The organism is Sphingomonas sp. Leaf230 (genome assembly GCF_001421745.1).
Lineage (GTDB): Bacteria > Pseudomonadota > Alphaproteobacteria > Sphingomonadales > Sphingomonadaceae > Sphingomonas.
The window spans coordinates 103,819-128,962 of sequence record NZ_LMKW01000008.1 but is presented as its reverse complement, the minus strand read 5'-3'; the positions used below and the strand labels follow the sequence as shown (position 1 = coordinate 128,962).

21 protein-coding genes and 1 pseudogene are annotated in these 25,144 nt (G+C 64.0%); 9 read left to right on the top strand and 13 right to left on the bottom strand.

The window, feature by feature from the left end:
- Positions 1-392: 392 nt before the first annotated feature.
- From ASE82_RS06225 to ASE82_RS06220, 4 genes and pseudogenes are all read right to left on the bottom strand, one after another.
- The gene (locus tag ASE82_RS06225) at positions 393-1,454 is read right to left on the bottom strand and encodes a tyrosine-type recombinase/integrase (protein ID WP_056060387.1); all 1,062 of its coding nucleotides are present in this window, start codon (positions 1,452-1,454) and stop codon (positions 393-395) included.
- Positions 1,455-1,507: 53 nt separating this feature from the next.
- Positions 1,508-1,585 (bottom strand): annotated as a pseudogene (locus tag ASE82_RS20370) (hypothetical protein); the annotation flags it as partial.
- A gap of 11 nt (positions 1,586-1,596) precedes the next feature.
- Entirely contained in the window at positions 1,597-1,803 is a 207-nt protein-coding gene (locus tag ASE82_RS20365; protein WP_162236705.1) for a helix-turn-helix domain-containing protein, read from the bottom strand.
- A 1,427-nt stretch (positions 1,804-3,230) separates the two neighbouring features.
- On the bottom strand, positions 3,231-3,905 hold the full coding sequence (locus ASE82_RS06220) for a recombinase family protein (protein WP_056060385.1): 675 nt from the start codon (positions 3,903-3,905) through the stop codon (positions 3,231-3,233).
- A gap of 329 nt (positions 3,906-4,234) precedes the next feature.
- Between ASE82_RS06220 and ASE82_RS18825 the strand changes: the two genes are divergently transcribed.
- Entirely contained in the window at positions 4,235-5,260 is a 1,026-nt protein-coding gene (locus ASE82_RS18825) for a DUF2806 domain-containing protein (RefSeq protein ID WP_082441344.1), read from the top strand.
- A gap of 184 nt (positions 5,261-5,444) precedes the next feature.
- On the opposite strand, the gene ASE82_RS06210 is transcribed toward ASE82_RS18825, so the two are convergent.
- Positions 5,445-6,338, bottom strand: coding sequence for a LysR family transcriptional regulator (locus ASE82_RS06210; protein WP_056060379.1), 894 nt, complete (start codon positions 6,336-6,338; stop codon positions 5,445-5,447).
- A gap of 123 nt (positions 6,339-6,461) precedes the next feature.
- Between ASE82_RS06210 and ASE82_RS06205 the strand changes: the two genes are divergently transcribed.
- From ASE82_RS06205 to ASE82_RS06185, 5 genes are all read left to right on the top strand, one after another.
- Positions 6,462-7,628 carry an isovaleryl-CoA dehydrogenase gene (locus ASE82_RS06205; RefSeq protein WP_056060377.1) on the top strand — a complete coding sequence of 389 codons (1,167 nt, stop codon included), beginning with the start codon at positions 6,462-6,464 and terminating at the stop codon, positions 7,626-7,628.
- Positions 7,629-7,743: 115 nt separating this feature from the next.
- Entirely contained in the window at positions 7,744-9,345 is a 1,602-nt protein-coding gene (locus tag ASE82_RS06200; RefSeq protein ID WP_056060373.1) for a carboxyl transferase domain-containing protein, read from the top strand.
- Positions 9,346-9,349: 4 nt separating this feature from the next.
- Positions 9,350-9,832 carry a nuclear transport factor 2 family protein gene (locus tag ASE82_RS06195; RefSeq protein ID WP_056060370.1) on the top strand — a complete coding sequence of 161 codons (483 nt, stop codon included), beginning with the start codon at positions 9,350-9,352 and terminating at the stop codon, positions 9,830-9,832.
- Between the two features lie 159 nt (positions 9,833-9,991).
- Positions 9,992-11,830 (top strand): acetyl/propionyl/methylcrotonyl-CoA carboxylase subunit alpha, encoded by a 1,839-nt coding sequence (locus ASE82_RS06190; RefSeq protein ID WP_056060367.1) that lies wholly within the window; start codon positions 9,992-9,994, stop codon positions 11,828-11,830.
- A complete protein-coding gene (locus ASE82_RS06185) occupies positions 11,830-12,291 on the top strand; it encodes a MaoC family dehydratase (protein WP_056060365.1) in 462 nt (153 codons plus the stop codon). The genes ASE82_RS06190 and ASE82_RS06185 overlap by 1 nt, the downstream gene beginning before the upstream one ends.
- Here the strand turns inward: ASE82_RS06185 and ASE82_RS06180 are convergent.
- Together ASE82_RS06180 and ASE82_RS06175 are read right to left on the bottom strand one after the other, a co-directional pair.
- Positions 12,285-14,075, bottom strand: a complete 1,791-nt coding sequence (locus ASE82_RS06180; protein WP_056060361.1) for an IlvD/Edd family dehydratase — start codon at positions 14,073-14,075, stop codon at positions 12,285-12,287. The two genes, ASE82_RS06185 and ASE82_RS06180, sit on opposite strands and share 7 nt — an antisense overlap.
- A 24-nt stretch (positions 14,076-14,099) precedes the next feature.
- Positions 14,100-15,245: an aldose epimerase family protein gene (locus ASE82_RS06175; RefSeq protein ID WP_056060359.1), complete on the bottom strand. Its 1,146-nt coding sequence runs from the start codon at positions 15,243-15,245 to the stop codon at positions 14,100-14,102.
- A gap of 136 nt (positions 15,246-15,381) precedes the next feature.
- Here ASE82_RS06175 and ASE82_RS06170 point away from each other — a divergent pair, with 136 nt between their 5' ends.
- The gene (locus ASE82_RS06170; protein ID WP_056060356.1) at positions 15,382-16,704 is read left to right on the top strand and encodes a sugar MFS transporter; all 1,323 of its coding nucleotides are present in this window, start codon (positions 15,382-15,384) and stop codon (positions 16,702-16,704) included.
- A 162-nt stretch (positions 16,705-16,866) separates the two neighbouring features.
- Positions 16,867-17,862, top strand: coding sequence for an AraD1 family protein (gene araD1, locus ASE82_RS06165; RefSeq protein WP_056060353.1), 996 nt, complete (start codon positions 16,867-16,869; stop codon positions 17,860-17,862).
- 2 nt (positions 17,863-17,864) lie between these two features.
- Here the strand turns inward: araD1 and ASE82_RS06160 are convergent, their stop codons facing one another.
- Positions 17,865-19,265, bottom strand: a complete 1,401-nt coding sequence (locus ASE82_RS06160; protein ID WP_056060350.1) for a sensor histidine kinase — start codon at positions 19,263-19,265, stop codon at positions 17,865-17,867.
- A 166-nt stretch (positions 19,266-19,431) separates the two neighbouring features.
- Positions 19,432-20,100 carry a response regulator transcription factor gene (locus ASE82_RS06155; RefSeq protein ID WP_056060347.1) on the bottom strand — a complete coding sequence of 223 codons (669 nt, stop codon included), beginning with the start codon at positions 20,098-20,100 and terminating at the stop codon, positions 19,432-19,434.
- A gap of 110 nt (positions 20,101-20,210) precedes the next feature.
- On the opposite strand from ASE82_RS06155, the gene ASE82_RS19825 reads away from it, so the two are divergent.
- Positions 20,211-20,885 carry a hypothetical protein gene (locus tag ASE82_RS19825; RefSeq protein ID WP_056060343.1) on the top strand — a complete coding sequence of 225 codons (675 nt, stop codon included), beginning with the start codon at positions 20,211-20,213 and terminating at the stop codon, positions 20,883-20,885.
- A 58-nt stretch (positions 20,886-20,943) separates the two neighbouring features.
- On the opposite strand, the gene ASE82_RS06145 is transcribed toward ASE82_RS19825, so the two are convergent.
- From ASE82_RS06145 to ASE82_RS06130, 4 genes are all read right to left on the bottom strand, one after another.
- Positions 20,944-21,165: a hypothetical protein gene (locus ASE82_RS06145; protein ID WP_056060340.1), complete on the bottom strand. Its 222-nt coding sequence runs from the start codon at positions 21,163-21,165 to the stop codon at positions 20,944-20,946.
- Positions 21,162-22,295 (bottom strand): PepSY-associated TM helix domain-containing protein, encoded by a 1,134-nt coding sequence (locus ASE82_RS06140; RefSeq protein ID WP_056060338.1) that lies wholly within the window; start codon positions 22,293-22,295, stop codon positions 21,162-21,164. Before ASE82_RS06140 ends, ASE82_RS06145 begins: the two co-directional genes overlap by 4 nt.
- A gap of 244 nt (positions 22,296-22,539) precedes the next feature.
- Positions 22,540-23,433 (bottom strand): SDR family oxidoreductase, encoded by an 894-nt coding sequence (locus ASE82_RS06135; protein ID WP_056060335.1) that lies wholly within the window; start codon positions 23,431-23,433, stop codon positions 22,540-22,542.
- Between the two features lie 59 nt (positions 23,434-23,492).
- Entirely contained in the window at positions 23,493-25,112 is a 1,620-nt protein-coding gene (locus ASE82_RS06130; protein ID WP_056060332.1) for an OFA family MFS transporter, read from the bottom strand.
- Positions 25,113-25,144 lie beyond the last annotated feature (32 nt).

Below are 25,144 nucleotides of genomic sequence, written 5' to 3'. Positions count from 1 at the left end.
GGATTATCCTAAGAGGGTTGTCGGTAGAGTTCGGCGGTTAGCCGCGTGAGGGTGACACATGGTCTGCATCGTATGCAGCCCGTGCGGCCTTGGCAGCGTTAGGCCCCGTGGGGGCTCGGAGGGCGTAAGCCGGGAGGGGTAGCTTTAGCATTTCGAGGGTAGCCCGAAGGCCGCTCATTATGCGTCTATCCGCTCCCGTGAAGTACAGTGCTGCGTGGGCACTGTGTAGCACGTCGGTATCAATAGTATGGGTTCCCACATGGGGTCCTATGATTAGAGGGTGGGTGTCTGGGGGTACCCTAGGGTTACTAGGGCGGGGTCGAGCAGGGGGACTTATTGTCCCATGCAATGTGATAGATATGTGCGGCGGGAACACGGGAGAACGCGAGGGCTCACCAGTTTAGGGACTTCGCGGCTTCCCTCAGGTAGTCTGGGGCGAACCGAGCATAAACCCGCGCCGTTATCCCGGCATCCTTATGCCCAAGATATGAAGCTATCTCGACCATCGGCACCCTATCCTCAGCCATCCATACGGCGGCACTATGGCGAAGCATGTGAGGATGTACCTTGATGCCACTACGGATGGCGGCGGAGCGGAACCCTACTAGTATGCTCGATACAGGCTCTCCGTGATACTCGATCACGTAATCCGACATGGCCCCAGCCTTGGCCTCTAGCAGGATGGGCAATAGCCGATCGTTGATTGGGACAGTTGCCCGACCCTTCAATGCTCCAGCGGCCACCCCTTCGGGCCTAAGTCGGATGATACCCCTATCGAAATCCACGGCTGACCAAGGAAGCTGCAGGAGTGCCGTGGCTCGGGAACCTGTGGTGACAGCGAGGGCAGCGAACAGGCTGACATGCGCCGACGTGCAGCCCGTGAGGAACTGTCTAAACTCCGCCTTTGTTAGATGCCCTACCGTACTTTCCGGGATTGCCGGAAGACGTACAGGCGGGGCACTGGGCAAAAGTTTCTCAGCAACCGCCCATGCCATGGCAGCATAGATCGGGCCTAGCTCATGGCGCATGGTGTTCGCCGCCTTGGCCCTCCACACGGTATATTCCGCGCTTGTCCCGGCATCTACCTGGGATGGCAGCAGGTTGCCCCAGAAGGGCTTGGCCTGTCGCCACCCCTCCCGCTTGCGCTGGGCCCCCTTGATCCGGGATTGCACCACGGGGTCATTCTCCCCGTTCCGTTTCCACCCATCATAGGGCTTCGGCAGGGTATCCAAATAGGCCTCGACCAAGGTGCCCATGGTCGTGCCGCTCTTGGTCCCGACATGGATGCCCCAGAACTCCCGCGCTAGGGCCGGTGCCGCTGCCTTATCAGTCGTGCCGAGCGATATGCGGACGCGTCTACCGTCTGCTCCTGCCCACTGGATGACATAGGACCAATACTTGGTCCCGTCGGCTCTAACTCGGGTGAGCTTTCCGATGCGGTAAGGTTCTGACATTCGTAGGCCTCCATGGCTGCAACGGTAATGCGATAGTTACGCCCAAGTTTCCATGATTGGAGTTTCCCGGCGGCTATCTCCGCATAGACGAACGTGGTGCTACATCCCCAATGGGCAGCAACACCGTTCACGTCCAAGGGCTTCACGTTGAACCCCCTGTGTTCTGTTGCTTGCGCTCGTATTCATCAACGGCGGAATGCCTGATGCGTATATCCCTGCCGCCTAGCTTCCACGACTGTAGGGCACCTGAGCTTATCAACGTGTAGACTTGCTTGGGATGACAGCCCCAATGCTTCGCAAGGGCCTTCACGGTGAAAGACCCTGGTTGTCCTGTGGCATCCTCAGTCATGTTACGCGGCCAGCAACAGAGGGAACGCGCTGGGCCTAGGGGAAGCCCCGTAGTCGTCACCTGCTGCGCCAAGGCAAACCCAGATGCCATCAACGGTCCAAGCGATAGTATCTCCGCTCATGGCATCCTCAAGTGCTTCCTGTGGAGTACGCCCGGTACGCTCCGCAAGATTTACTACGTCGGTATACTTGGCTGCTAATGGGATCATCGGGAGTGCCGCTAGAACGGTAAGCTCGAATGCTGAGCGCACGGATACCCATGGCCGAATATGCTGCCGAATAGTCATCGTTAGTCTCCCTGCGGTAATCGCCGGGGCTTGTTGCGCTCGAAAATCAACACTTGCAAACTAATATTGAACAAAGCGGAATATAGTTCCGAGTTATTCCACGTAATGTCTAGTTGATCCTAATGCTAGTCATCTAGGGTGAGGCATCTATAATAAACCTAAAGGGGTCTATTAGCCTATGCATACTTGCTATATTTGCATGGTGCTACGTGCAGGAACCTTAGGGTGCCCCATGCGTACCTTTCTTGCATACGTGGGGACACCAATGGGTGGGGCCGGTGGTCCAAACTGGTTTACTCAACCATTGGTGACCTCATGTATGCTTGTACGTAAGTCCCCTTGAGATGATCCAGTGAGTATACCTCGACAGACAGCGCCGTTCTGTCGTCATGGTATTCAAACTGGATCAACTGAAAGGGACAACCTCTAGGGTGTCAGTGGCTAGCCCTTACCTGCTAGGCTTGGCGTCATCCCGATAGCTAGCAGGGGTGCCCAGGGTTTTGCCTAGAGCTATGATCCCTGATGTTGCTCGCTTTAACGACTGCGGAGGCAGCCATAGTATCTGCTACTCCCGCCACCGGACCCTGTTGGGATCGCAATGGGAGCAAGAGCGGATTAGGTGAGATAGCCGTAGGGATATCACCGGCGCCAATAGATGCGGAGGGTGTTCTTTGTGCCTGATGGTATCAATTCACTGAGGGCTCCAGGCATCCCGTTCCCTCCCTCCCATTGCGTACCTGGTAGCTGATACAATGTATCAACCATGGCATATCAGCAGGTTACCGGGAGGGCTCCGCAGGGTGTCAGCAGGTTCCAGCGTGGCCCATCCTTCGCGTGGCCTGCTCACGATCGGGGCGCGGAGTACGGAGGTTAGGCGGCCCGCCAATGATCGGGGATGCGCTTGTCGTTCAGATGACGGACCCGCGCAACATGTGGCGTAAACCCGTTGAGCTTGGCCCAACTGATGGCTTGGGATTGCAGGGCAAAGGACACTAGCGGATGGTCTGCGTGGTCCTCGACAACATAGGAACTAATCGGGGTGCCCTCAGGCCTGCCCTTAGGATGCGCTTCGATATAAACGACTGACATGCACTCTCTCCTAGACGTACCGGGAGAGACTGACACAGTGCCGCGCTAGACGCTACGCAGCGTCCACCCGCTGCAAAGCCCGATGCAGGTTCGCAAGGTGCCACTTGCCGCCACCTGGGGAGGCCACCCCGTCCGTATTCAGGGCAGCCACCATGGCGCGCATGGAAAGGCCCCGGCTCCGCAATTCCGCTAGCGTATCGACAACGGGCGATAGCCGCTCGACCGCCTCAGCCCTCCTCTGGATGGCAAGGACCTTCCCGTGGCTCCCGAGTACCTGCCCGCGCTCTTTCGCTGCCCGTAGGGCTGCCTTGGTACGCTGGGAGATAGCCCGCGCTTCCTGCTCGGCAACGGCTGCAAAGATGTGAAGCTCAAGCCTGCCAGCGTGGGGCATGTCGGCGGCAACGAAGTCCACCCCGGTTTCCATGAGGCCCGAGATGAAATGCACGTTGCGGGCTAGGCGATCCAGCTTGGCTAGCACTAGGCGGGCCTTCCGCTGCTTCGCATCTGCTAGGGCTGCTAGTAGCTGGGGCCGCTTGCTCAAGGCGTTGGTGCCCTTGCCCGTCTCAACCTCGACGTACTCCGCTACCAGGGTAAGCCCTGCCTCAGCAGCGTATGCCGCCACGGCTGCCCTCTGGGCCTCCATGCCTAGCCCACTGCGGCCCTGCCTCTCGGTGGACACCCGCAGGTATGCCACTGCCTCCCGGTTGTTCTCGACTTGCTTAGCCATGTCGGTGTCCCACTGTTCACAGATGTACGAACGTATGTGTGTGAACAAGCCAGGGTTGGCAAGCGGTATTTCATGGGAAAGGCAAGGCATCCGGCTGGCTGGGCTGCGGTGGCGGCAGGGCTTGGCGATAGTGACACGTCATGCAGGGATGGAAAACCACGCGCGATAATGCAGGTCGCGCTAGGCGTGTCATAATCGTGTGAGGCCCCGGAGGGCCCCATGGGGGTAAACCGCGTCTGACTTCGTCGGAGGCCATCCCTCGGATAACTATAGCGGTTTCAGGTCGTGGTCGATTGTAAGGCTCAGTATTAAATGGCACACTTCCACTTATGAACGAACCATCTGAGGCTTCTAACCTTCCCGCCGCAATCACCGGCGGCTTCGCAGGTATCCCGGCAGCACTGATCCCAGCCAGTATAAGGGCTTTGGATCGTCTAATCGGGGCTGCCGTTGATATTCCTGTCGCTTGGTTGGAATATCAAAAGGTTAAGATCACCAGTCAGATTGACGCATTCCGAACTGTCGATGCTGCGATCATTAAGAATGCTGCTTCAAAAGCTGGTAATGACGACGAGTATGCTGACAGGGCGTTAAATAACGTGGTTCGCAAGTCCTACCGTCAACTTAAGAACAAAGAAGCAGTTAGCGCTGCAATGCTTGAAGATATGCGTGATAGAGCCGCCGATAACCCTGATGTGAAAGCCGATGCAGGTGCAGTGAATGAGCCGGCCCCGATTGATGATGACTGGCTAAATGTGTTTGAGCGGTATGCTGAGGATGCATCAACGGAAAGGATGCAGAAACTCTGGGGTAGAGTGTTGTCGGGTGAAGTTCGCGCGCCTGGAAAGTACTCCATGAGAACGTTGCGGTTCCTCTCGGAGTTCTCTCAGGCTGATGCCCTCGGATTTTCCGCTTTATGCCAAAATACCTTTGGGGATCTAGCTCCTAAAAATCTCGTTAAACCCGAAGGAATGACTGATATCCGAGATCTTTTGTACATGGAGTCTGCTGGATTAATACAGGGTGCTAGCGGAATGGGCTTAAGCAGTAAGCAGATGTTTGCCGAAAGCGGGCGTCTGTTTATGCGAGAAGGTAATCTGGCTATAATGCTAAACGGCATTCCCAACACTCAATTTGAGTACGAAGTGATTGCTCTTACCCCCTTAGGTCAAGAGCTAGTAACCTTGCTGCCTGGCCGCGACGCTCGGGCCGCTGCCCGCTCTGTTGCGATGGCTATAAGAGGCCCACACGTTACGTCCGCATTTCTGATGCTTATCGGGGACGACGGGTCCGCGATGACCATGGAGGTTCTGTGGCAGGATAGCACCCAAGCCGCACCTGTCGAAAGTACCTGAGTCTCGAACTTAATCAGAAGGTGTTGCTTGGTCGGCTAAAACTGTTACATCCGAGTGTACCAACCGCAACAGCCTTCCAAAATAAAACTATTGTTTCCAATGGTTAGAGCCGATTACTTCGATCCCCCTCGGCTCCACCATTTCCGTTGATGACCGGTCCGCCGGTACCGCTTTTTACATAGCGTCAGTCGAGATCATCGGCATCGGCTCGCGCCGCATGCATGTCCCTGAACGTCTCCTCGATCGCCGCGACCATGATACTTCCCTCGATCCGAGAGGCGGAATCGTTCGCCACCATGAGGCCTATGCGCCTTGTCGGGTCGAAACCGGTCAACCGAATCATCGCGATGCCCTCGCTGGCAAAGCTCGACGGCATGACTGTCATCCCCAGCCCTGCGCGGACATAGGTCAGTGCGCGGTCGTCGCTGACGGTGCGGGCGGCCATGAAGGGCCGCACGCCGCGCGCGGTGAAGAAGCGGCTCGTCTCGGCCAGCGCTTCGCAGTGGCGGCGGACGATCATCGTTTCCTCGGCGACGTCGGTGACCGCGAGGGTGGCGCGTCCGGCCAGCCGGTGGTCGATCGCGACCGCGACCGCGAATCCTTCCTCGAACAGCACCCGGCCCCGCGGATCGTCGCCGATCGCGCCGAGCATCACGTCGATCCGCCCGCGATCGAGCAGTGCGACGAGTTCTCTGCTCCGTCCCTCGACGACTTCGAGGCGTTCGGTGGTCGAGGAGCGTCGCGCCCGGCTTAATGCCGTAGCGATCCAGGAGGGCGGTAGCGTCGTCGCGATCCCGAGGCGGACGAGCTTGGTAGGCGCCGTGTCCTGCAAATCCCGCTCGGCAGCCGCGAACTCGGCTTCGATTCGACGCGCATGCACCGCGAACCGCGTGCCCGATGGGGTGAGTTCGATCCGCCGGTTGGTCCGCAGGAACAGCGTCTGCCCGAGCGACGCCTCCAGCTTGGCGATCCCGACCGACAGCGTCGGCTGCGAGATTCGGCACTGCGCGGCGGCACGCGTGAAATTGCCTTGGTCCACGACCGCCAAGAAATAGCGCAATACATAGCGCTCGATCATGCGCGTCTGATCATAGCGAGTGCAGCCATAGACGGGGTCTATCGCATGTGTTCGGTCGTATCAATTTCTCTTGGACGCAGCGACCGAGTATCATGCCTGCAACACAAGGTCTGGAGAGGCTGCATGATACCCGATTTCGATTTCGCGCTCGGCGAATCCGCGGACATGATCCGCGAGAGCACGCACCGTTTCGCCATCGACAAGATCGCGCCGCTGGCCGCGAAGATCGACGCGGACGACTGGTTTCCGCGCGAGCTGTGGCCGGCGATGGGGGAACTTGGCCTCCACGGCATCACCGTCGAAGAAGAATATGGCGGCCTCGGTCTCGGCTATCTCGAACACGTCGTCGCGGTCGAGGAAGTCTCGCGCGCATCCGCGTCGATCGGGCTCAGCTACGGCGCGCACTCGAACCTGTGCGTCAACCAGATCCGCCGCTGGGGCAATCCCGAGCAGAAGGCCAAGTACCTGCCGAAGCTCGTGTCGGGCGAGCATGTCGGCAGCCTCGCCATGTCCGAGGCGGGCGCCGGCTCCGATGTCGTTTCGATGAAGCTCAAGGCGGTGAAGACCGACACCGGCTACGTCCTCAACGGCACGAAGTTCTGGATCACCAACGCGGCCTATGCCGACACGCTGGTCGTCTATACGAAGACCGGCGAAGGCTCGCGCGGGATCACCGCGTTCCTGATCGAGAAGGACATGCCGGGCTTCGCGATCGGCCAGAAGATCGACAAGATGGGTATGCGCGGCTCGCCCACGGCGGAGCTCGTCTTCACCGATTGCGAGGTCCCGTTCGAGAACGTGATGGGCCCCGAGAATGGCGGCGTCGGCGTGCTGATGTCGGGCCTCGACTATGAGCGCGCGGTGCTCGCCGGGATCCAGCTCGGCATCATGCAGGCGTGCCTCGACGTGGTGATCCCGTACGTGCGCGAGCGGAAGCAGTTCGGGACGGCGATCGGCCAGTTCCAGCTGATCCAGGCCAAGGTCGCCGACATGTACGTCGCGCTGAGTTCGGCGCGCGCGTACGTCTATGCGGTGGCGAAGTCGTGCGATGCGGGCAAGACGACCCGGTTCGACGCGGCGGGCGCGATCCTGCTGGCGAGCGAGAGCGCGGTGAAGGTCTCGCTCGAGTCGATCCAGGCGCTGGGTGGGGCAGGGTATACCAAGGACTGGCCGGTCGAGCGGTTCATGCGGGACGCGAAGTTGCTCGACATCGGCGCTGGGACGAACGAGATTCGGCGGATGCTGATCGGCAGAGAACTCATCGGGGCCGCCCCCAAGGTGGCACAGTGAAGCGCCTACTGCTCCCCTCCCGCTTGCGGGAGGGGTCGGGGGAGGGCAGGCCGCGAGTGTCCTTCCTGGCCGCATTCCCTCCCCTAACCCCTCCCGCAAGCGGGAGGGGAATCAAGTGACCGCGCCCGTCCTCACCTCCGCACTGTCCCCCGACAGCGAAACCTTCCGCGCCAACGCGACCCACAACCGTGCCCTCGCCGAAACCCTCCGCGAAGACGTCGCCCGAACCGCGCTAGGCGGCAACGCCAAGTCCCGCGAGCGCCACACGTCGCGCGGCAAACTCCTCCCCCGCGACCGCGTCGAACGCCTGCTCGACCCCGGCTCGCCGTTCCTCGAAATCGGCCAGCTCGTCGCGAACGGCCTGTACGACGATGAAGTCCCCGGCGCCGGCCTGATCATCGGCATCGGCCGCGTCTCCAGTCGCCAGTGCATGATCGTCTGCAACGACGCGACGGTGAAGGGCGGCACCTACTACCCGCTCACCGTCAAGAAACACCTCCGCGCGCAGGAAATCGCGCAGGAAAACCGGCTCCCCTGCATCTACCTCGTCGACAGCGGCGGCGCGAACCTGCCGCACCAAGCCGAGGTCTTCCCCGACCGCGATCACTTCGGCCGGATCTTCTTCAACCAGGCGCAGATGTCCGCGCTCGGCATCCCGCAGATCGCCTGCGTCATGGGCAGCTGCACCGCGGGCGGCGCGTATGTGCCCGCCATGTCCGACGAGACGATCATCGTTCGCGGGCAGGGGACGATCTTCCTCGCCGGCCCGCCGCTGGTGAAGGCCGCGACCGGCGAAGTCATCTCGGCCGAGGAACTGGGCGGTGCCGACACGCATGGCCGCCGCTCGGGCGTGGTCGATCACGTCGCCGAGAACGACGAGCACGCGCTGACGATCGTCCGCGACATCGTCTCGACGCTGCAACCGCAGGCGCAGACCGCGGTGAACCTCCAGCAGCCCAAGCCGCCGAAGTTCGCCCCCGAAGAGCTGTACGGCATCGTCCCGAGCGACGTCCGCGCGCCCTACGACGTCCACGAAGTCATCGCGCGCCTCGTCGACGGCAGCGAGTTCCACGAGTTCAAGGCGCTCTACGGCACCTCGCTCGTCTGCGGCTTCGCGCACATCTGGGGCATCCCGGTCGCAATCCTCGCCAACAACGGCGTACTGTTCAGCGAGAGCGCACAGAAAGGCGCGCATTTCATCGAGCTCGCCTGTCAGCGCCGCATCCCGCTGCTGTTCCTCCAGAACATCTCCGGCTTCATGGTCGGCGGCAAGTACGAGGCGGAGGGCATCGCCAAGCACGGCGCGAAGCTCGTCACCGCCGTCGCCACCGCGACCGTCCCGAAGATCACGGTATTGATCGGCGGAAGCTTCGGCGCGGGCAATTACGGCATGTGCGGCCGCGCCTATTCGCCGCGCTTCCTGTTCACCTGGACCAACAGCCGGATCAGCGTGATGGGCGGCGAACAGGCCGCCTCGGTCCTCGCCACCGTCCACCGCGACGCGGAAAGCTGGACGCCCGAGCAGGCCGAGGCCTTCAAGGCGCCCGTCCGCCAGAAATACGAGGACGAGGGCAACCCCTGGTACGCGACCGCGCGCCTCTGGGACGACGGCATCATCGATCCCGCCCAGACCCGCGACGTGCTGGGGCTGGCCTTCGCCGCGACGCTCAACGCTCCCATCCCCGAACGCCCCGCGTTCGGCGTGTTCAGGATGTAACCCGATGATCCTGCTGTCTCTTCTCCTCGCCGCCGGACAGATCACCCCGGTCCAGCCGATCGTCAAGGGCACCGGCCTGCCGCCCGCGGTAATGACCGAAGAGGCCGGCGTCATGGTCCCGATCGATGCGCTCTTCGCCGCGCTCGCCGCCCGCGACGGCCAGGCGATCCTCGCGCAGGTCCGCTCCGACGGAGGCGCCACCGTCGCCGAGGAAAAGCCCGACGGCACGCGCTCGGTCCGCCGCACCAGCTGGCCCGAGTTCGCCGCATCGATCAAGCCTGGCCCCGAGCGCTACGCCGAACGCCTCACCGATCCCGCGGTCGACATCGACGGCGACATCGCGATGGTCTGGTCGCCCTACGTCTTCACCATCGACGGCAAGGTCTCGCATTGCGGCACCGACCATTTCGACATGGTCCGCGAAGCCGGCCGCTGGAAGATCGCCAACCTCACCTGGTCGAAGCGCACCACCGGGTGCGCGAACTGACATGGCCTGTCCTACACCGCCCGCATCGGCTTATGCCGGGATGACCATGATGAACCAGTCGATCCTTTCCACCGATCTTGCTGCCTTCGAGCGGCTTTCGAGCCCGATGTGCACATCGCTGGAGCGTCTGCACTTTGTGCACTTCCGCGGAGCGAATCGATGATCGAATCGCTCCTGATCGCCAACCGCGGCGAGATCGCCTGCCGCATCATCCGCACCGCAAGGGCGCTCGGCATCCGCACGGTGGCCGTCTATTCGGACGCCGACGCGACCGCGCTCCACGTCCGCCAGGCCGACGAAGCCGTCCACATCGGTGGGTCCGCTGCGCGCGAGAGCTACCTCGTCGGCGACCGCATCATCGCCGCCGCGAAGGATACCGGCGCGCAGGCAATCCACCCCGGCTACGGCTTCCTGTCCGAGAATGCCGACTTCGCCCAAGCCGTACTCGACGCCGGCCTGATCTGGGTCGGCCCCAACCCCGACAGCATCCGCGCGATGGGCCTCAAGGACGCCGCGAAACAGCGCATGATCGCCGCCGGCGTACCCGTCACGCCCGGCTATCTCGGCGAGGACCAGGCTCCCGAACGGCTGAAGGCAGAGGCCGACGCGATCGGCTACCCCGTCCTCATCAAGGCGGTCGCCGGTGGCGGCGGCAAGGGCATGCGCCGCGTCGATACCGCCGCCGAGTTCGCCGACTCCCTCGTCTCGTGCCAGCGCGAAGCGGCCTCATCGTTCGGCAACACCGACGTCCTGATCGAGAAATACATCCTCTCGCCGCGCCATATCGAGGTGCAGGTCTTCGGCGACAGCCACGGCAACGTCGTCCATTTGTTCGAACGCGACTGCTCGCTCCAGCGCCGCCACCAGAAGGTAATCGAGGAAGCGCCCGCACCCGGCATGGACGCCGCCACCCGCGAAGCCATCTGCGCCGCCGCGGTAAAGGCCGCCAAGGCGGTCGATTACGTCGGCGCTGGCACGATCGAGTTCATCGCCGACGCCAGCGAAGGCCTCCGCGCCGACCGAATCTGGTTCATGGAAATGAACACGCGGTTGCAGGTCGAGCACCCGGTGACCGAAGAGATCACCGGCCAGGATCTCGTCGAATGGCAACTCCGCGTCGCGTCCGGCGAGCCTTTGCCGAAGCGTCAGGACGAACTGGCGATCGACGGCTGGGCGATGGAAGCGCGTTTATATGCGGAAGATCCCGCCAAGGGTTTCCTGCCGTCGATCGGCACGCTCGAACGCTTCGATCTCGGCACCACCGCCCGCGTCGATACCGGGGTAGAGCAGGGCGCTGAAATCTCGCCCTTCTACGACCCGATGATTGCCAAGGTCATCGCCTGGGGCGAAGATCGCGAGACTGCGCGTGAAGCCCTGGCGTATGCGCTAGACGGCGCGGTCGTCTGGCCGGTACGCTCCAACGCCGGGTTTCTCGTCGAGGCGCTCGACCATCCCGACTTCGTAGCGGGCACACTCGACACCGGCCTGATCGCCCGCGAAGGCGACGCGCTCATGCCGCCGACGCACCCGACCGAAGAGGCGTTGGCCGACGCCGCAGGCGCACTCGTCTCCACCGATCCGATCTCAGGCTTCCGTCTGAACGCCTCGTCGCGCCGTACTGCGACATTCCTGCTGGACGGCGAACCGGTCGAGGTCGATCTCGACGGACGCGCCGGAACGACGTCGGCGTTCGAAGACGTCCTGATCTCCGAAGCCGGCCAGACCTGGCAGCTCAAGCCTTGGCGCGCATCTGGTGTCGCTGCAGGCGGAGCGGCCGATGGCGCGATCCTGTCGCCGATGCCCGGCCGTATCATCGCGGTCGACGTCGCGGCAGGCGATACCGTCCTGAAAGGCCAGAAGCTCGTCACGCTCGAGGCGATGAAGATGGAGCATTCGCTGACCGCGCCGTTCGACGGCATCGTCGCGGACCTCAACGCCATCGAGGGCGGGCAGGTGACCGAGGGCACCATGCTCGTCCGCATCGAGAAGGATTCCTGATGGCCGGCCGCTATTTCGACGACTGGAGCATCGGCGACCGGATCGAACACGAGATCCGCCGCACGGTGACCGAGACGGACAACCTCCTGTTCTCGACGATGACGCACAACCCGCAGCCCCTCCACCTCGACATCGAGGCAGCCAAGGCAAGCGAGTTCGGCCGCATCCTCGTCAACGGCACCTTCACCTTTGCGCTGATGGTCGGGCTGTCGGTCGGCGAGACGACGCTCGGCACGCTCGTCGCCAATCTCGGCTACGATAAGCTCGTGCACCCTAAGCCCGTCTTCATCGGCGACACGATGCGCTGCCAGACCGAAGTGACCGAGCTGAAGCCGAGCAAGTCGCGGCCGAACGCGGGCATCGTCACCTTCACGCACCGGCTGATCAACCAACGCGACGAGATCGTCTGCCAATGCCTGCGCACCGCCCTGATCGAGCGGCGCGCAAGTCCTCCTCAGTGATTGTCGCGGGGTAGGCCCATCGTCTGCGCGATCCGCTGATACTTCTCGGCGCCTTCGAGGATCGCGCCGGTCTCCATCTGGCCGACCGTGGCGCGCTGGATTTCCTGCCACGGCGTCTGCGAACGCGGATAGGCATAGCCGCCCGCCTCGGTCAGCGCACGGCGGCGCTCGGCAAGCTCGTCGTCGGAGATCAGCACGTTGGCGCTGCCCTTGGCGAGATCAATGCGAACCCTGTCGCCGGTCCGGATAAGCGCGAGCCCACCCATCGCCGCCGCCTCGGGCGAGGCGTTGAGAATCGACGGCGAACCCGACGTCCCCGACTGCCGACCGTCGCCGATGCAGGGAAGGGCATGGACGCCCTCGCGGATCAGATACGCCGGCGGCCGCATGTTCACGACCTCGGCCGCACCCGGATAGCCGATCGGCCCCGCTCCACGCATGAACAACAACGTGTCGGTGGTTATCCCGAGCGAGGGGTCGTCGATCCGGTGGTGATAATCCTCGGGACCGTCGAACACGACCGCGGGGCCCTCGAATGCCTCGAGATCGTCCGGGTTGCTCAAATACCGCTCGCGGAACTCTGGCGAGATCACGCTGGTCTTCATGATCGCGCTGTCGAACAGATTGCCGCGCAACACGATGAAGCCGGCATCCTCCAGCAACGGCGTCGCGAACGGGCGGATGACGCGCTCGTCCTCGATCGTCGCGGTCCGGCAATTGTCGCCGATCGACTTGCCGTTCGCGGTCATCGCGTCTTCGTGGATCAGGCCCTGCTTCATCAACTCGGCAACCACCGCGGGCACGCCGCCCGCGTGATAATAATCCTCGCCGAGATATTCGCCGGCGGGCTGGAGGTTGACCATCAACGGCACCTTGTGGCCGTGCGTCTGCCAGTCGTCGATCGGCAGGTCGACGCCGACGTGGCGCGCGATCGCGGCGAGGTGGATCGGTGCGTTGGTCGAGCCGCCGATCGCCGAATTGACGACGATCGCGTTATGGAACGCTTCCTTGGTGAGGATGTCGCTGGGCTTCAAATCTTCGGCGACCATGTCGACGATCCGCTTGCCGGTTCGATACGCAACTTCCTGACGATCGCGGTACGGCGCGGGGATCGCGGCCGAGCCGGGCAACTGCATGCCGAGCGCCTCTGCAAGGCTGTTCATCGTCGTCGCGGTGCCCATCGTGTTGCAATAGCCGGTCGAGGGGGCGGACGAGGCGACGAGCTTGATGAAGCCCTCGTCGTCGATCGCGCCGGTTGCGAGCAGTTCGCGCGCCTTCCAGACGATCGTCCCCGAACCGGTCCGCTCGCCCTTGTGCCAGCCGTTGAGCATCGGCCCCACGGAGAGCGCGATGGCGGGGATGTTCACGGTCGCCGCCGCCATCAGGCACGCCGGCGTGGTCTTGTCACAGCCAATCGTCAGCACAACGCCGTCGAGCGGATAGCCGTATAACACCTCGACCAGGGCTAGATAGGCGAGGTTGCGGTCGAGCCCGGCGGTGGGACGCTTGCCGGTTTCCTGGATCGGGTGAACCGGGAATTCGAGCGCGATGCCGCCGGCTTCGCGGATGCCCTCGCGCAGCCGTTCGGCGAGCACGAGGTGGTGGCGGTTGCACGGGCTCAGGTCGCTGCCGGTCTGCGCGATGCCGATGATCGGCTTGCCCGAGCGTAGTTCCTCCAGGGACAGCCCGAAGTTCAGATAGCGCTCCAGATAGAGCGCAGTCATGTCGATGTTCTCGGGGTTGTCGAACCACGCGCGCGAGCGGAGCTTAGGCATGTCGGTCATGAGGAGCTTTCTGGAGATCGAAAATCAGCGGGCGACGGAAAGGCGGTAGATCATCGCGTGGTGATACGGCTTGCCCGGATCGACGCGTGCGGAGACGAAGTTCGGCTTGTTCGGCGCATCCGGGAATTTCTGCGGTTCGAGCGCGATGCCGTCGCCCATCCGGTACAGATGACCCTTCTTGCCGATGAACGTGCCGTCGAGGAAATTGCCGGTATAAAACTGCACGCCGGGCTCGGTCGTCAGGACTTCGAGCACGCGGCCCGAGACAGGATCCTCCAGCCGCGCGGCCAGTTCGGGCTTGGCGGTCAGACCTTTGTCGAGCGCGAAATTATGGTCGTAGCCATGGCCGTAGCGGATCTGCTGGTCGCGACCATCGCGGATACCTTCGCCGACGATGCGGCCGTTTCGGAAATCGAACACCGTGCCTGCGACGGGTTGCAGCGCGCCGGTCGGGATTAGTTTGTCGTCGACCGGCGTGATCGCCTTGGCGGGAATCGTCAGTCGGTGGCCGTACGCGCCCATCGCCGAGCCTTCACCGGCGAGATCGAAGATCGCATGGTTGGTCATGTTGATGATCGTCGGCTTGTCGGTCTTCGCGTCATACGCGATGCCAAGATTGCCGGCTTCGTCGAGCGTATAGGTGACGGTGACGTCGAGGTTGCCGGGATAGCCGGAATCCCCGTCCGGGCTGCGGTAGCCCAGCACGAGCGTCGCGGTCGGGCCGTTCGTCGCCGAGACGATCTTCCAGGCGACCTTGTCGAAGCCCTTGCCGCCGCCGTGCAGCGAATTGACCTTGTCGTTGAGCGGCAACTGGTACGGCTTGCCGTCCAGCGTGAAGCGGCCACCGGCGATGCGATTGGCGAAACGGCCGACCGTCACGCCGAAGAAATTGGGATGATCGACGTAGGAGGCGAGATCGTCATAGCCGAGCATCACGTCGGCGATCTTGCCGTTGCGGTCCGGGCCCATCAGCGATTGCAGCGTCGCGCCGTACGACAGGATGCGCGCGGAGACGCCATGCGCGTTGCTCAGCGTCACGGCCTCGATCGCGGTACCGTCCTTGAGCGTACCGGCAGGCGTGCGCTTCGCCTCTGCCGCGTCGGCTGCGTGCGCCGAAAGCGCTGCCAGCAAGGTTGCCACGATGATCCTCGACTTTGTGATTGCACGCATTCCGGTTCCCCTCCTTATTCGTCCGACGCCGTTGACGCGCCTTGTGTGGCTATATAGTCGGACAATATATTTCTGAGCAAGCCTTGCGGGAAAAGACTGTTGCAGTCACCGACAGGGCACGGAGGATGAAACGACTATGGCGATGCCGATACAGACGCAAAAGCCCGTTGACGCTGGAGTGGTGCATGACGCGGGAGGCGCTCCGAGCTATCGATCCGCGCTCACGTTGCTCGCCAGCCTGTTCTTCATGTGGGGCTTCATCACGGTCATCAACAACACGCTGCTGCCGCACCTGCGCAGCGTGTTCGACCTCAGCTATACGCAGACGACACTGATCGAGAGCGTCTGGTTTATCGCTTATTTCTTCGCCTCGATCCCGTCGGCCAAGCTGATCGAGCGGGTCGGCTATCAGCGCGCGATGGTGTTCGGGCTCGGCCTGATGGCGGTCGGCGCATTGATGATGGTGCCCGCCGCGCGGCTGCCCTCCTACGGCGTCACGCTGATCGCGCTGTTCGTTATCGCAAGTGGCATCACGCTGCTGCAGGTTGCGGCCAACCCCTACGTCGCCGTCGTTGGTCCGCCCGAGACCGCGTCGTCGCGCCTGAACCTGGTGCAGGCGTTCAATTCCGCAGGTGCGACGCTCGCGCCGCTGTTCGGTGGGTACCTGATCCTGGGTCGTTCGACCTCCGGCACGGCCGCCGCCGGTTCGACCGCGGTGCTGACGCAGACCGAGCGGATCGCCGACGCGCAATCGGTCGTGCTGCCCTATCTGATCGTCGCGGCCGTGCTGGTCGTGCTGGCGATCGTCATCGCGCGCTTCCCGCTGCCCGCGATGGGGTCTGCGACGCAGCGGTCGGCCAAAGCGGACCGCCAGGGCCAGTCGCTCTGGTCGCATCGCAACCTCGTGTTCGGCATCCCGGCAATCTTCATTTATCTGATAGCCGAAATTGGTGTCGCCAACCTATTCATCAACTTCGTCAGCCAGCCGAACATCGGCAACCTGACGCACGAACAGGCATCGCATTACCTGTTCATCCTGTGGGGCGGAATGATGGTCGGCCGGCTGATCGGCAGCGTCGTGATGCGCACGATCCCTGCCGAGCGCGTGCTGGCGTTTGCGAGCATCGGCGCCTGCGTCGTGATGCTCATTGCCACCTTCACCACCGGGCATGTCGCGATGTGGGCGCTGATCTCCGTCGGGCTGTTCCACTCGATCATGTTCCCGACGATCTTCACGCTCGGGATCAAGGGGCTTGGGACGCTGACCGAGGAAGGGTCGGGTCTGCTCATCATGGCGATCGCGGGTGGGGCGCTGGTCATCGTCCAGGGTTGGCTCGCCGATACCTACGGTCTCCAGAACTCGTTCCTGCTGACCGCGGCGTGCGAACTCTACGTGTTGTTCTACGCGGTGTGGGGATCGCGGACGACTAACGCGTTGCCGGAACAAGCGGCGCGCTAAAAGGCCAAAACTGTCAGATATTCGTGGTCTGACAATTAGCCAGCCGGTTAGGGTCTCTGCGTAGTTGCGTAAGGTAAAAAGTAGCAAGACCGGCATCGCTCGCGGCTATAATCAGTCGGAGTAATTAGGTATGCCCTTCGCGTGTCAGTAGGAGAAGTAAGAGTGACCAGTTTGCGCCTATTGCAGCATCGCGCAGCGGACGGCACGCGGTCGGTGATTGCCGCTACCGACGAGGGCGCGAGCCTCGTCCCCGGCGTGGACAGCGTCCGTGAACTCGCAACGCTCGCGATCGCGGCGGGCACCGATCTTGCGACGGAGGTTCGGGCTTGCGGGACCGGCGCGGCAGTAGATATCGCGGCCGAACTTGCCGCCGGTCGACTGCTCTCGCCGATCGACCATGGCGATCCCGCGCATCTCATTATGACCGGCACTGGGCTGACGCATCTCGGCTCTGCGGAGGGGCGCGACAAGATGCACCGCGCTGCGGCTGCAGCCGAAACGCTAACGGATTCCATGCGCATGTTTCTCGACGGCGTTGCGGGCGGCAAGCCCGCGGCGGGCGAGACGGGTCAGCAGCCCGAATGGTTCTACAAGGGCGACGGATCGGGTCTGGTTGCGCCCGGCGGCGCACTCACCAGCCCCGCCTTCGCGCAGGACGGCGGCGAGGAGCCCGAACTCGCTGGCATCTATCTGATCGGCCCGGACGGTACGCCGTTCCGCCTTGGCCTCTGTCTTGCCAACGAGTTCAGCGATCACGTGACCGAGCGGCACAATTACCTCTGGCTCGCGCATTCCAAGCTTCGGCAGGCGGCGCTCGGTCCGGAATTGCTGACAGGCGCGATCCCGGATCATGTCGAGGGCATGAGCCGCATCCACCGCGACGGTGCGCTGCTATGGGAGAAGCCGTTCCTGTCAGGCGAGACGAACATGTCGCATACGATCGCCAATCTCGAGGCGCATCACTTCAAATACGATCTGTTTCGCCGGCCTGGTGACGTCCACGTGCACTTCTTCGGGACGGCAACGTTGTCATTCAGCGAAGGCGTGACAACGCAGGAGGGCGATGTGTTCGAGATCGAGGCGGCGCCGTTTACGCTGCCGCTCCGCAACACGCTGGCCAAGGCACCGCCGTCGCCGGTCGTCGTCCGCGCGCTGTGATGTCAGCTGCGCTGAGGTAGCGTCAGGCGGACTAACAAGCCGCCGAGCACGGGGGAACGGTCGAGCGTCACCGTGCCCCCATTCAGTTCGGCGAGTTCGCGTGTGATCGACAGTCCGAAGCCGTGACCGTCGCCGCGTTCGTCGAGGCGTCGGCCGGGTAGCACCGCTTGTGTCATCGCCGTGTCGTCGAGACCTTCCCCGTCGTCGGCGATCTCCAGCGTGACCGTGCCGTCGATCGGGTTCGCAGTGATCGAGAGTGCCGAGCGGGCGTGACTCCACGCGTTGTCGAGGAGGTTGCCGATCATCTCGTCGAGATCCTGCGGGTCGATCCTGACGGCAAGGTCGTCGGGGATCTCGACGTCGACCGTCATTGGGCGGTCGGCGTGGATGCGGTGCAAGACTGCAACGAGGTCGGCGACGGCGGGGGCGATCGGCGTTCGGGTGCGCGCGCCGCCGGTCGCATCCGCGCGAGCGCGACCGAGGTGATGGCGGACTCGCCGATCGATCTGGTCGACCATGTCGCGGACGTCTGCGTCGGCGTTCGCTTCGGCTAGCTTGAGCGAGAGCGCGGCGAGGGGGGTCTTCAGCCCGTGGGCTAGGTTGGCAACGTGTTGGCGGGCGTGCGCGAGCCCGGCCGCGTTCTGGTCGATCAGTGCATTGAGTTCCGCGACAAGCGGTTGCAATTCCCCGGGCTGGTCGTCGGGGACGTGGCGCTCGGTGCCGGCGCGAACGGCGGCGAGCGAGGTGCGGAGATCGCGCAGGGGGCGCAGGCCGAAGCGGAGTTGCACGAGCGTCGCCAGCGCGAGTCCGGCACCGAGCAAGGCGAGCGAGCCGAGCAGCGGGATCATTGCCTCGCGCAACGGCTCCTCGACGATCCGGCGTGGGCCGATCGCTGTGATCGTCACCATGCCGCGCGGCGTGGCGACGTCCAAGGTTCGCGAGTGGAGCCGCTCGCCGCTTCGGTCGCGTGCTTCGCCGGGGTAGATTTGACGGTCTTCCTGCCCGCCGGGGCCGGGTGGAAGCCGGCGCTCTTCACTGCGAGGTAGAACGGGCGGCGGCGGTGGAATGGTTGGGGCTGGCTTTGAAACGGTTGGGGGCGGGGTAATGCCGCTATCGAAGCGACCGGCGGGACCTTCGACCTGCCATGACCAGTCGGACCTGGGTTCGCCGAACTCGGGCAGGTCGATCGCGCGCATCCGGTCGAGTGAACCGTTCGGGCGGACAGCCCGTGCCAACACAGCGACCTGCGCATCGAGCCGCTCGTCGAGCCCGCGCGTGACGAAGCGTTCGAGGACGTGGCCGATCGTGACGCCGGCGAACAAGAGCGCGATCCCGGTGGACAGCGCGGCGATCGCTAGCATTCGGCCGAAGAGGGAGCGGGGGACGATGCGGAGGCGGGTCATTGCAGACTTGCCTGGGGCCAGAGCGATCCTGCCACCAAACCCCACCCCGGCGAAGGCCGGGGCCCAATTGGAAAGGTTTTTATAATGACGGTCATCGCTCCGTTAGCGACGTCCCCCAATTGGGCCCCGGCCTTCGCCAGTGTGGTGGATGTGGTTTGCAGAACCATCATCTTGACCCATCCGCCGTCAGCCGATACCCGCGGCCGCGCAGCGTTTCGATCATCTCCGCACCGATCTTGCGCCGCAGCCGGCCGATGATGACCTCAATCGAGTTCGAATCCACGTCCGCGTCGCCTTCGTACACCCGTTCGATCAGGTCTGCGCGTTCGATCACCACTTCGCGGCGGAGCATCAGCGCGGACAGCACCCGCCATTCGAACGCGGTAAGTTTCAGCGGCAAGCCGTTCAACTCGAACGTACCGAGTTGCGCGTCGAACGTCAGCGGCCCGCAGGTGACGCGCGCCGCCGCGTGACCGGCCGCACGACGCACCAGCGCGCGCAATCGCATCACCACTTCCTCGACACGAAACGGCTTCACGACATAATCGTCCGCGCCCGCCTTGAAGCCCTCGACCTTCTCCGACCAGCCGTCGCGCGCGGTGAGGATCAGGACGGGCAGGTCGCGTCCCGCCGCGCGCCAGTCGCGCAAGACCGACAGGCCGTCGCGTTTGGGCAAGCCGAGATCGAGGACCGCCGCGTCGTACAGTTCGGTAGCGCCGAGATGACCGCCGTCCTCACCGTTACTCGCGACGTCGACCGCGAAATGCTCCGCGCGCAACGCCCGCGCCAGCCCGTCGGCGATCGCCGCATCGTCCTCGACCAATAATACCCGCATGCGACTGTCCCTATGCCCGATGCCACAACGGAATCTGAACGGCTTGGTTCAGCGGGCGTCGGCAGCGTGCGCCTAGACGGTGATTCGTCAACCAATGAGAGGAACGACGAATGACCGAACATTCCCACACTGCGCCCAACAAGCGCTTCAATCTCCGCCGCAACCGCCTGGCACTCGCCGCGGCTAGTCTGCTGATCGTCGGTGGTGCCGCCGGTGCCGTCACCATCGCCGCGACCCGCCCGAGCGTGACGATGGTGCCCGCCACGCCAACCGCGATCCGTTCGCTCCAGTCCGACGGCATCGTCACGATCCGCGGCACCGTCGCGGAGACCTACGGCAACAAGTTCGTGATGGCCGACCGCACCGGCCGTGCGCTGGTGGATCTGGGCCGTGAAGGCGAGGGCAGCAATCTAGTCGCGACCGGTCAGCCCGTGACGATCCAGGGCCGGTTCGAAGACGGCTTCGTCCACGCCTCGTTCCTGGTGGCACCCGGTGGCAAGGTGACGGCGCTGGGCCCGGTCGGCGGCCCGCCGCGTGGCCCGCATGGTCCTGGTGGCCCGGGACGCGACGGTCCGGGGCGTGATGGCCCTGGTGGTCCGGGTGGTCCGGGTGGGCCGCAAGGTCCTGGGGCTCCCGGCGGTCCGGGTGCTCCTCCGCCGCCGCCGGCGGGTATGGCACCGCCGCCGCCGCCAATGGCTAACGGTGCAGTCGCGCCCGCACCTGTTGCTCCTCCGATCGGGGCGCCGACTACCGCACCGACCCGGCAGGCGACCCCGGCGACCTGATGCCGTCCGCCTGACGGTCGCGAAATTAGCGCGGAGCCGGTATCATGCCGGCTCCGCGTTATCGGCGTATCGGTGCCGTTTGCAGGTGTTGGCGGCGCAGCACTGGTTCGGGCGGGCGCACCCAGTAGCGGCCGGTCACGACCAGCGGCAGCGCGAGCAGCAGGCCTGCGCCGACATCCCAGACGCCGTCACCGATCAGGCCTGCCGCGAGCCCCGCGACGGTCGACACGCCGAGCAGGATCGGCAGTGCGAAGATCTGGCCGTTGGTCTTGTGGGTCATGCGATTTCTCCCGCCATCACGACTTCGCGGACGCGCTGGTCGCTCGGACCGCCGCGACGACGCAGCCAAAGATACAGCCCGCTGCCGAGCACGATGATCGTCACTATGTCGAAGAGCGCCCAGACGATTTTCATCGCGAGGCCGCCGTAATTTCCGAAATGCAGCGGCTGTGCGAGCAGCATCGCCTGCATGTACCACGGCATCGGCACGACCGCGTCGAGCCTTCCGGTCGCGGCATCGACGAAGCCGGGCAGCAACATCTTCGACCTGAGCGGCGTCGCGCCCTTCAGGAAGACGGCGTAGTGATGCTTGCTGCTGAAGACGACGCCGGGGAAGGCGATGAACTGCGGCTTCATCTCGGGCGCCTTGCGCTGCACCGCGTCGAGCGCGGCCTGAACCGAGGCGCGCTGGGGCCCGAGCGGCGTGCGCGTCTCGCTAGCGCTGATCTCGGCGAGGCCGTTCGACTTCCAGATAGCAGTGATCGGCACGACGAAAGTGTTGATCGTCCCCGTCACGCCGACGACGCTCGCCCAGGCGAGCGTGACGATCCCGAGCAGATTGTGGCGATCGAGCCAGCCGAGCCGCTTGCTGCGGCCGCGCCGTAACGTGCCGAAGTCGAGTTTGGCCATGAACGGGGCGTAGAGCACGACGCCGGACACGATCGCTGCAAAGAAGAGCAGGCCCATCACGCCGAGGAAGATCTCCGCCCAGAAGCCGAGGAACATGTCGGTGTGGAGCTTCAGGATGAACGCCATCACGCCGGGGACGTAAGGCGGCATCTTCGTCCCGGTGCGCGCGTCGAACGCGAGGAAATGCATCGCCGCGGGGGCTGCGTCGGGAGTCGGGCCGGTCGTGACGTAGACGATCGGGCGCTCTTCGTCGAAGCTGATGTAGAGAGGGATCTCGCCGGGGGCAGTTTTCGCCGCGCGCGCCAGAATGGTATCGAGCGATAGTGACGGCGTATCCGCGGGCAGCGTCACCATGGGCGCGGGCGGGTCGAGCCAGCCGTCGATCTCCTCGTCGAATATCAGCGGCAGGCCGGTCACGCACAGCATCAGCAGGAACGCGGTGCAGATCAAACTCGTCCATTTGTGGACGAGATACCAGGTCTTGATCGTGCCGCGGGTCATGCGCGGAGGGCGGTTTCGATGAGGGGTATGATCTGTCGGGCGCTCACCGCCACACAGGTACAGATTTGATAACGATGTGCAATAGCGACGTTAGCGCGGATGGCTTACCAACTGATCCTCCCCCGCCAGGGGGAGGTGGCTGGCGCTTGCCAGACGGAGGGGGAGGAAAGGGTAACCGCTGTTGCGTGTTCCTCCCCCTCCGTCACCTCCGGTGCCACCTCCCCCTTGCGAGGAGGATTAAGGGCTAGGCCACCCCCGCACCGCCGGTCACGCCGTAAACCTCACCCGTAATGTAGCTCGCCTCCTGCGAGGCCAGCAGCACATACACCGGCGCGATCTCCACCGGCTGGCCCGGACGGCCGAAATGGCTCTTAGACCCGAACGTCTCGACCATCTCCTGCGGCTGGCCACCGCTTGGCTGCAACACCGTCCAGAACGGCCCCGGAGCGACGACGTTGGCGCGGATGCCCTTCTCGATCAGCTGCTTGGCGAGACCCTTGGTATACGCGACGATCGCCGCCTTGGTGGTCGCATAGTCGAGCAGATTGTCCGACGGATCATAGCCCTGCACGGAAGCGGTCGTGACCACCGCCGCGCCGACCGGCAGATGCGGGACGGCTGCCTGCACAAACCAGTGCAGCGCATAGACGTTGGTCTTCATCGTCTGATCGAAATCGTCGGTCGAGATATCGGCCACCGTCGGCCGCGTCTGCTGGCGCCCGGCGTTGACCACCAGCACGTCGAGGCCGCCAAACGCATCGACCGTCTGCTGCACCGCGTTACGACAGAACAACTCGTCCTTCACGTCGCCCGGCAGCGCGAGGACCTTGCGGCCCTCAGCTTCGATCAGCGCGACGACTTCCTTCGCATCCGCTTCTTCGGCAGGGAGGTAGACGATCGCGACATCGGCCCCTTCACGCGCATAGGCGATCGCGGCGGCGCGGCCGATGCCGCTGTCACCGCCGGTGATGAGCGCTTTGCGCCCCGCCAGCTTGCCCGACCCCTTGTAGCTCGTCTCGCCGTGATCGGGTTTCGGATCCATCTTCGACGCGATCCCCGGGGCTTCCTGCGGCTGTTGCGGGAAGGGGGGCTGCGGATATTGCGTGCGCGGATCCTGCATCTTGAGCCGGTCGGCCATGGGTTGCTCCTGTGTCGAATGAACAGGGGCAACCCATGCCGGCGCGGATAGGTTGCGTTCTATTTGAGCAGGATCAACGCCTTCGACAGCGTCATGTAGATCCCCCAGAGGATCGGCAGCCCGACCGCGAGCCACGCGAACACGACGATCGGCGAGGTGCCGGTTGTCGCCGCCGCCGTACCGCCAGCGACCGTGTCGACCGAGATCGGCCGGTCGTCCGCCGCCATGTGGAACTTCGCCGCGACCGGCCGGACGAACAGGTTCGCGACGAACCCGGCGACCAGCATCGCCGCCAGCACGAGGAAGATCGGCGGATAGATATCGCTGCGGGCAACACCCGCCGCGATCGCGCGGTCACGCATGTTGGCGACGAGCAACGGCCCGACCACGCCGGCTGTCGACCAGGCGGTCAGCAACCGCCCGTGGATCGCACCGACATATTTGGTCCCAAAGAGGTCGGCGAGATACGCCGGTGCGGTCGCGAACCCACCGCCGTACATCGAGGCGAGGATGCAGAAGACCAGGATGAACAGGCCGAGCGTCGTGCCCGCCAGCGCCGGTGCGGCGAAACCATAGAGCACGGCGCCTGCCGCGAGGATCGTCGCGAACAGTGGCTTGCGGCCGATCCGATCGGAAAGCCACGCCCAGAAGAACCGCCCGCCGATGTTGAACAGGCTGATCGCACCGACGAACCCTGCGCCGACCGCTGCGGCCGCCTTCTTCTGGTCGTCGTCGAATGCCGTGAACAGCACGCCGGGCGCATCGATCAGGCGTCCGCCGAACAACTCCTGCAACATTGGCGAGGCGATACCGATGATCCCGATCGAGGCGGAGACGTTGAAGAACAGCACCAGCCACACCAGCCAGAATTGCGGTGTGCGGTGAGCGTCCGACAAGGCGACGTTGAAGCGACTGATCGATGCCTTTGCGCTGGTCGGCACGGTCCAGCCTGCGGGCGCCCAGCCCTCGGCAGGCACGCGGTAGCCGATCGCGCCGGCCATCATGAACACGAAATAGATGCAGGCCAGTACGAGGAACGTCTGCCAGACGCCGACGCCTGCGGGGCTCGCGAAGTGCTTCATCAACAGGTCGGCGAGCGGTCCGCCAATCATCGCGCCGCCGCCAAAGCCCATGATCGCCATCCCGGTCGCCATGCCGCGCCGATCGGGAAACCATTTGATCAGTGTCGAAACGGGCGAGATGTAGCCAAGGCCGAGCCCGATCCCGCCGATCACGCCCGACCCGAGCCAGATCAGCCAGAGCTGATGCGTCGCGATGCCGATCGCGGCGATGCCCATGCCACCGCACCAGCAGAACGCAGCGACGACACCGGCTTTCCGCGGGCCAGCGCGTTCGAGCCAGCCGCCCCAGATCGCGGCGGCGGCACCCAGCACGACGAAGAACAGCGTGTACGTCCAGACGAGGTCGCTCACACGCCAGTCGCAGGTCTTGGTGGTCAGCGCGCCGAGCAGCGAGAGGTTGGGGCAGGCGACCGGATCGGTGATCCCGATCGCGCGCGACAGCGGCAACCAGAACACGCTGAACCCGTACGCCATGCCGATGCACAAGTGGATCGCGAGCGCGCAGGGCGGCACGAGCCAGCGGTTGAACCCCGGTGCGGCGACGGTGCGGGCCCTGCTGAGAAAACCCTCCGCGCCCAGGTCTCTCGTGTCCGGCATGCAACCCCCTGTTTAGCTTTGTTTATGCGCCG

Excerpts from the sequence above, each read along its gene's own strand:
- ASE82_RS06225 (WP_056060387.1), bottom strand. The coding sequence starts at position 1,454 with ATGTCAGAACCTTACCGCATCGGAAAGCTCACCCGAGTTAGAGCCGAC.
- ASE82_RS20365 (WP_162236705.1), bottom strand. The coding sequence starts at position 1,803 with ATGACTGAGGATGCCACAGGACAACCAGGGTCTTTCACCGTGAAGGCC.
- ASE82_RS06220 (WP_056060385.1), bottom strand. The coding sequence starts at position 3,905 with ATGGCTAAGCAAGTCGAGAACAACCGGGAGGCAGTGGCATACCTGCGG.
- ASE82_RS18825 (WP_082441344.1), top strand. The coding sequence starts at position 4,235 with ATGAACGAACCATCTGAGGCTTCTAACCTTCCCGCCGCAATCACCGGC.
- ASE82_RS06210 (WP_056060379.1), bottom strand. The coding sequence starts at position 6,338 with ATGATCGAGCGCTATGTATTGCGCTATTTCTTGGCGGTCGTGGACCAA.
- ASE82_RS06205 (WP_056060377.1), top strand. The coding sequence starts at position 6,462 with ATGATACCCGATTTCGATTTCGCGCTCGGCGAATCCGCGGACATGATC.
- ASE82_RS06195 (WP_056060370.1), top strand. The coding sequence starts at position 9,350 with ATGATCCTGCTGTCTCTTCTCCTCGCCGCCGGACAGATCACCCCGGTC.
- ASE82_RS06190 (WP_056060367.1), top strand. The coding sequence starts at position 9,992 with ATGATCGAATCGCTCCTGATCGCCAACCGCGGCGAGATCGCCTGCCGC.
- ASE82_RS06185 (WP_056060365.1), top strand. The coding sequence starts at position 11,830 with ATGGCCGGCCGCTATTTCGACGACTGGAGCATCGGCGACCGGATCGAA.
- ASE82_RS06180 (WP_056060361.1), bottom strand. The coding sequence starts at position 14,075 with ATGACCGACATGCCTAAGCTCCGCTCGCGCGCGTGGTTCGACAACCCC.
- ASE82_RS06175 (WP_056060359.1), bottom strand. The coding sequence starts at position 15,245 with ATGCGTGCAATCACAAAGTCGAGGATCATCGTGGCAACCTTGCTGGCA.
- ASE82_RS06170 (WP_056060356.1), top strand. The coding sequence starts at position 15,382 with ATGGCGATGCCGATACAGACGCAAAAGCCCGTTGACGCTGGAGTGGTG.
- ASE82_RS06160 (WP_056060350.1), bottom strand. The coding sequence starts at position 19,265 with ATGACCCGCCTCCGCATCGTCCCCCGCTCCCTCTTCGGCCGAATGCTA.
- ASE82_RS06155 (WP_056060347.1), bottom strand. The coding sequence starts at position 20,100 with ATGCGGGTATTATTGGTCGAGGACGATGCGGCGATCGCCGACGGGCTG.
- ASE82_RS19825 (WP_056060343.1), top strand. The coding sequence starts at position 20,211 with ATGACCGAACATTCCCACACTGCGCCCAACAAGCGCTTCAATCTCCGC.
- ASE82_RS06145 (WP_056060340.1), bottom strand. The coding sequence starts at position 21,165 with ATGACCCACAAGACCAACGGCCAGATCTTCGCACTGCCGATCCTGCTC.
- ASE82_RS06140 (WP_056060338.1), bottom strand. The coding sequence starts at position 22,295 with ATGACCCGCGGCACGATCAAGACCTGGTATCTCGTCCACAAATGGACG.
- ASE82_RS06135 (WP_056060335.1), bottom strand. The coding sequence starts at position 23,433 with ATGGCCGACCGGCTCAAGATGCAGGATCCGCGCACGCAATATCCGCAG.
- ASE82_RS06130 (WP_056060332.1), bottom strand. The coding sequence starts at position 25,112 with ATGCCGGACACGAGAGACCTGGGCGCGGAGGGTTTTCTCAGCAGGGCC.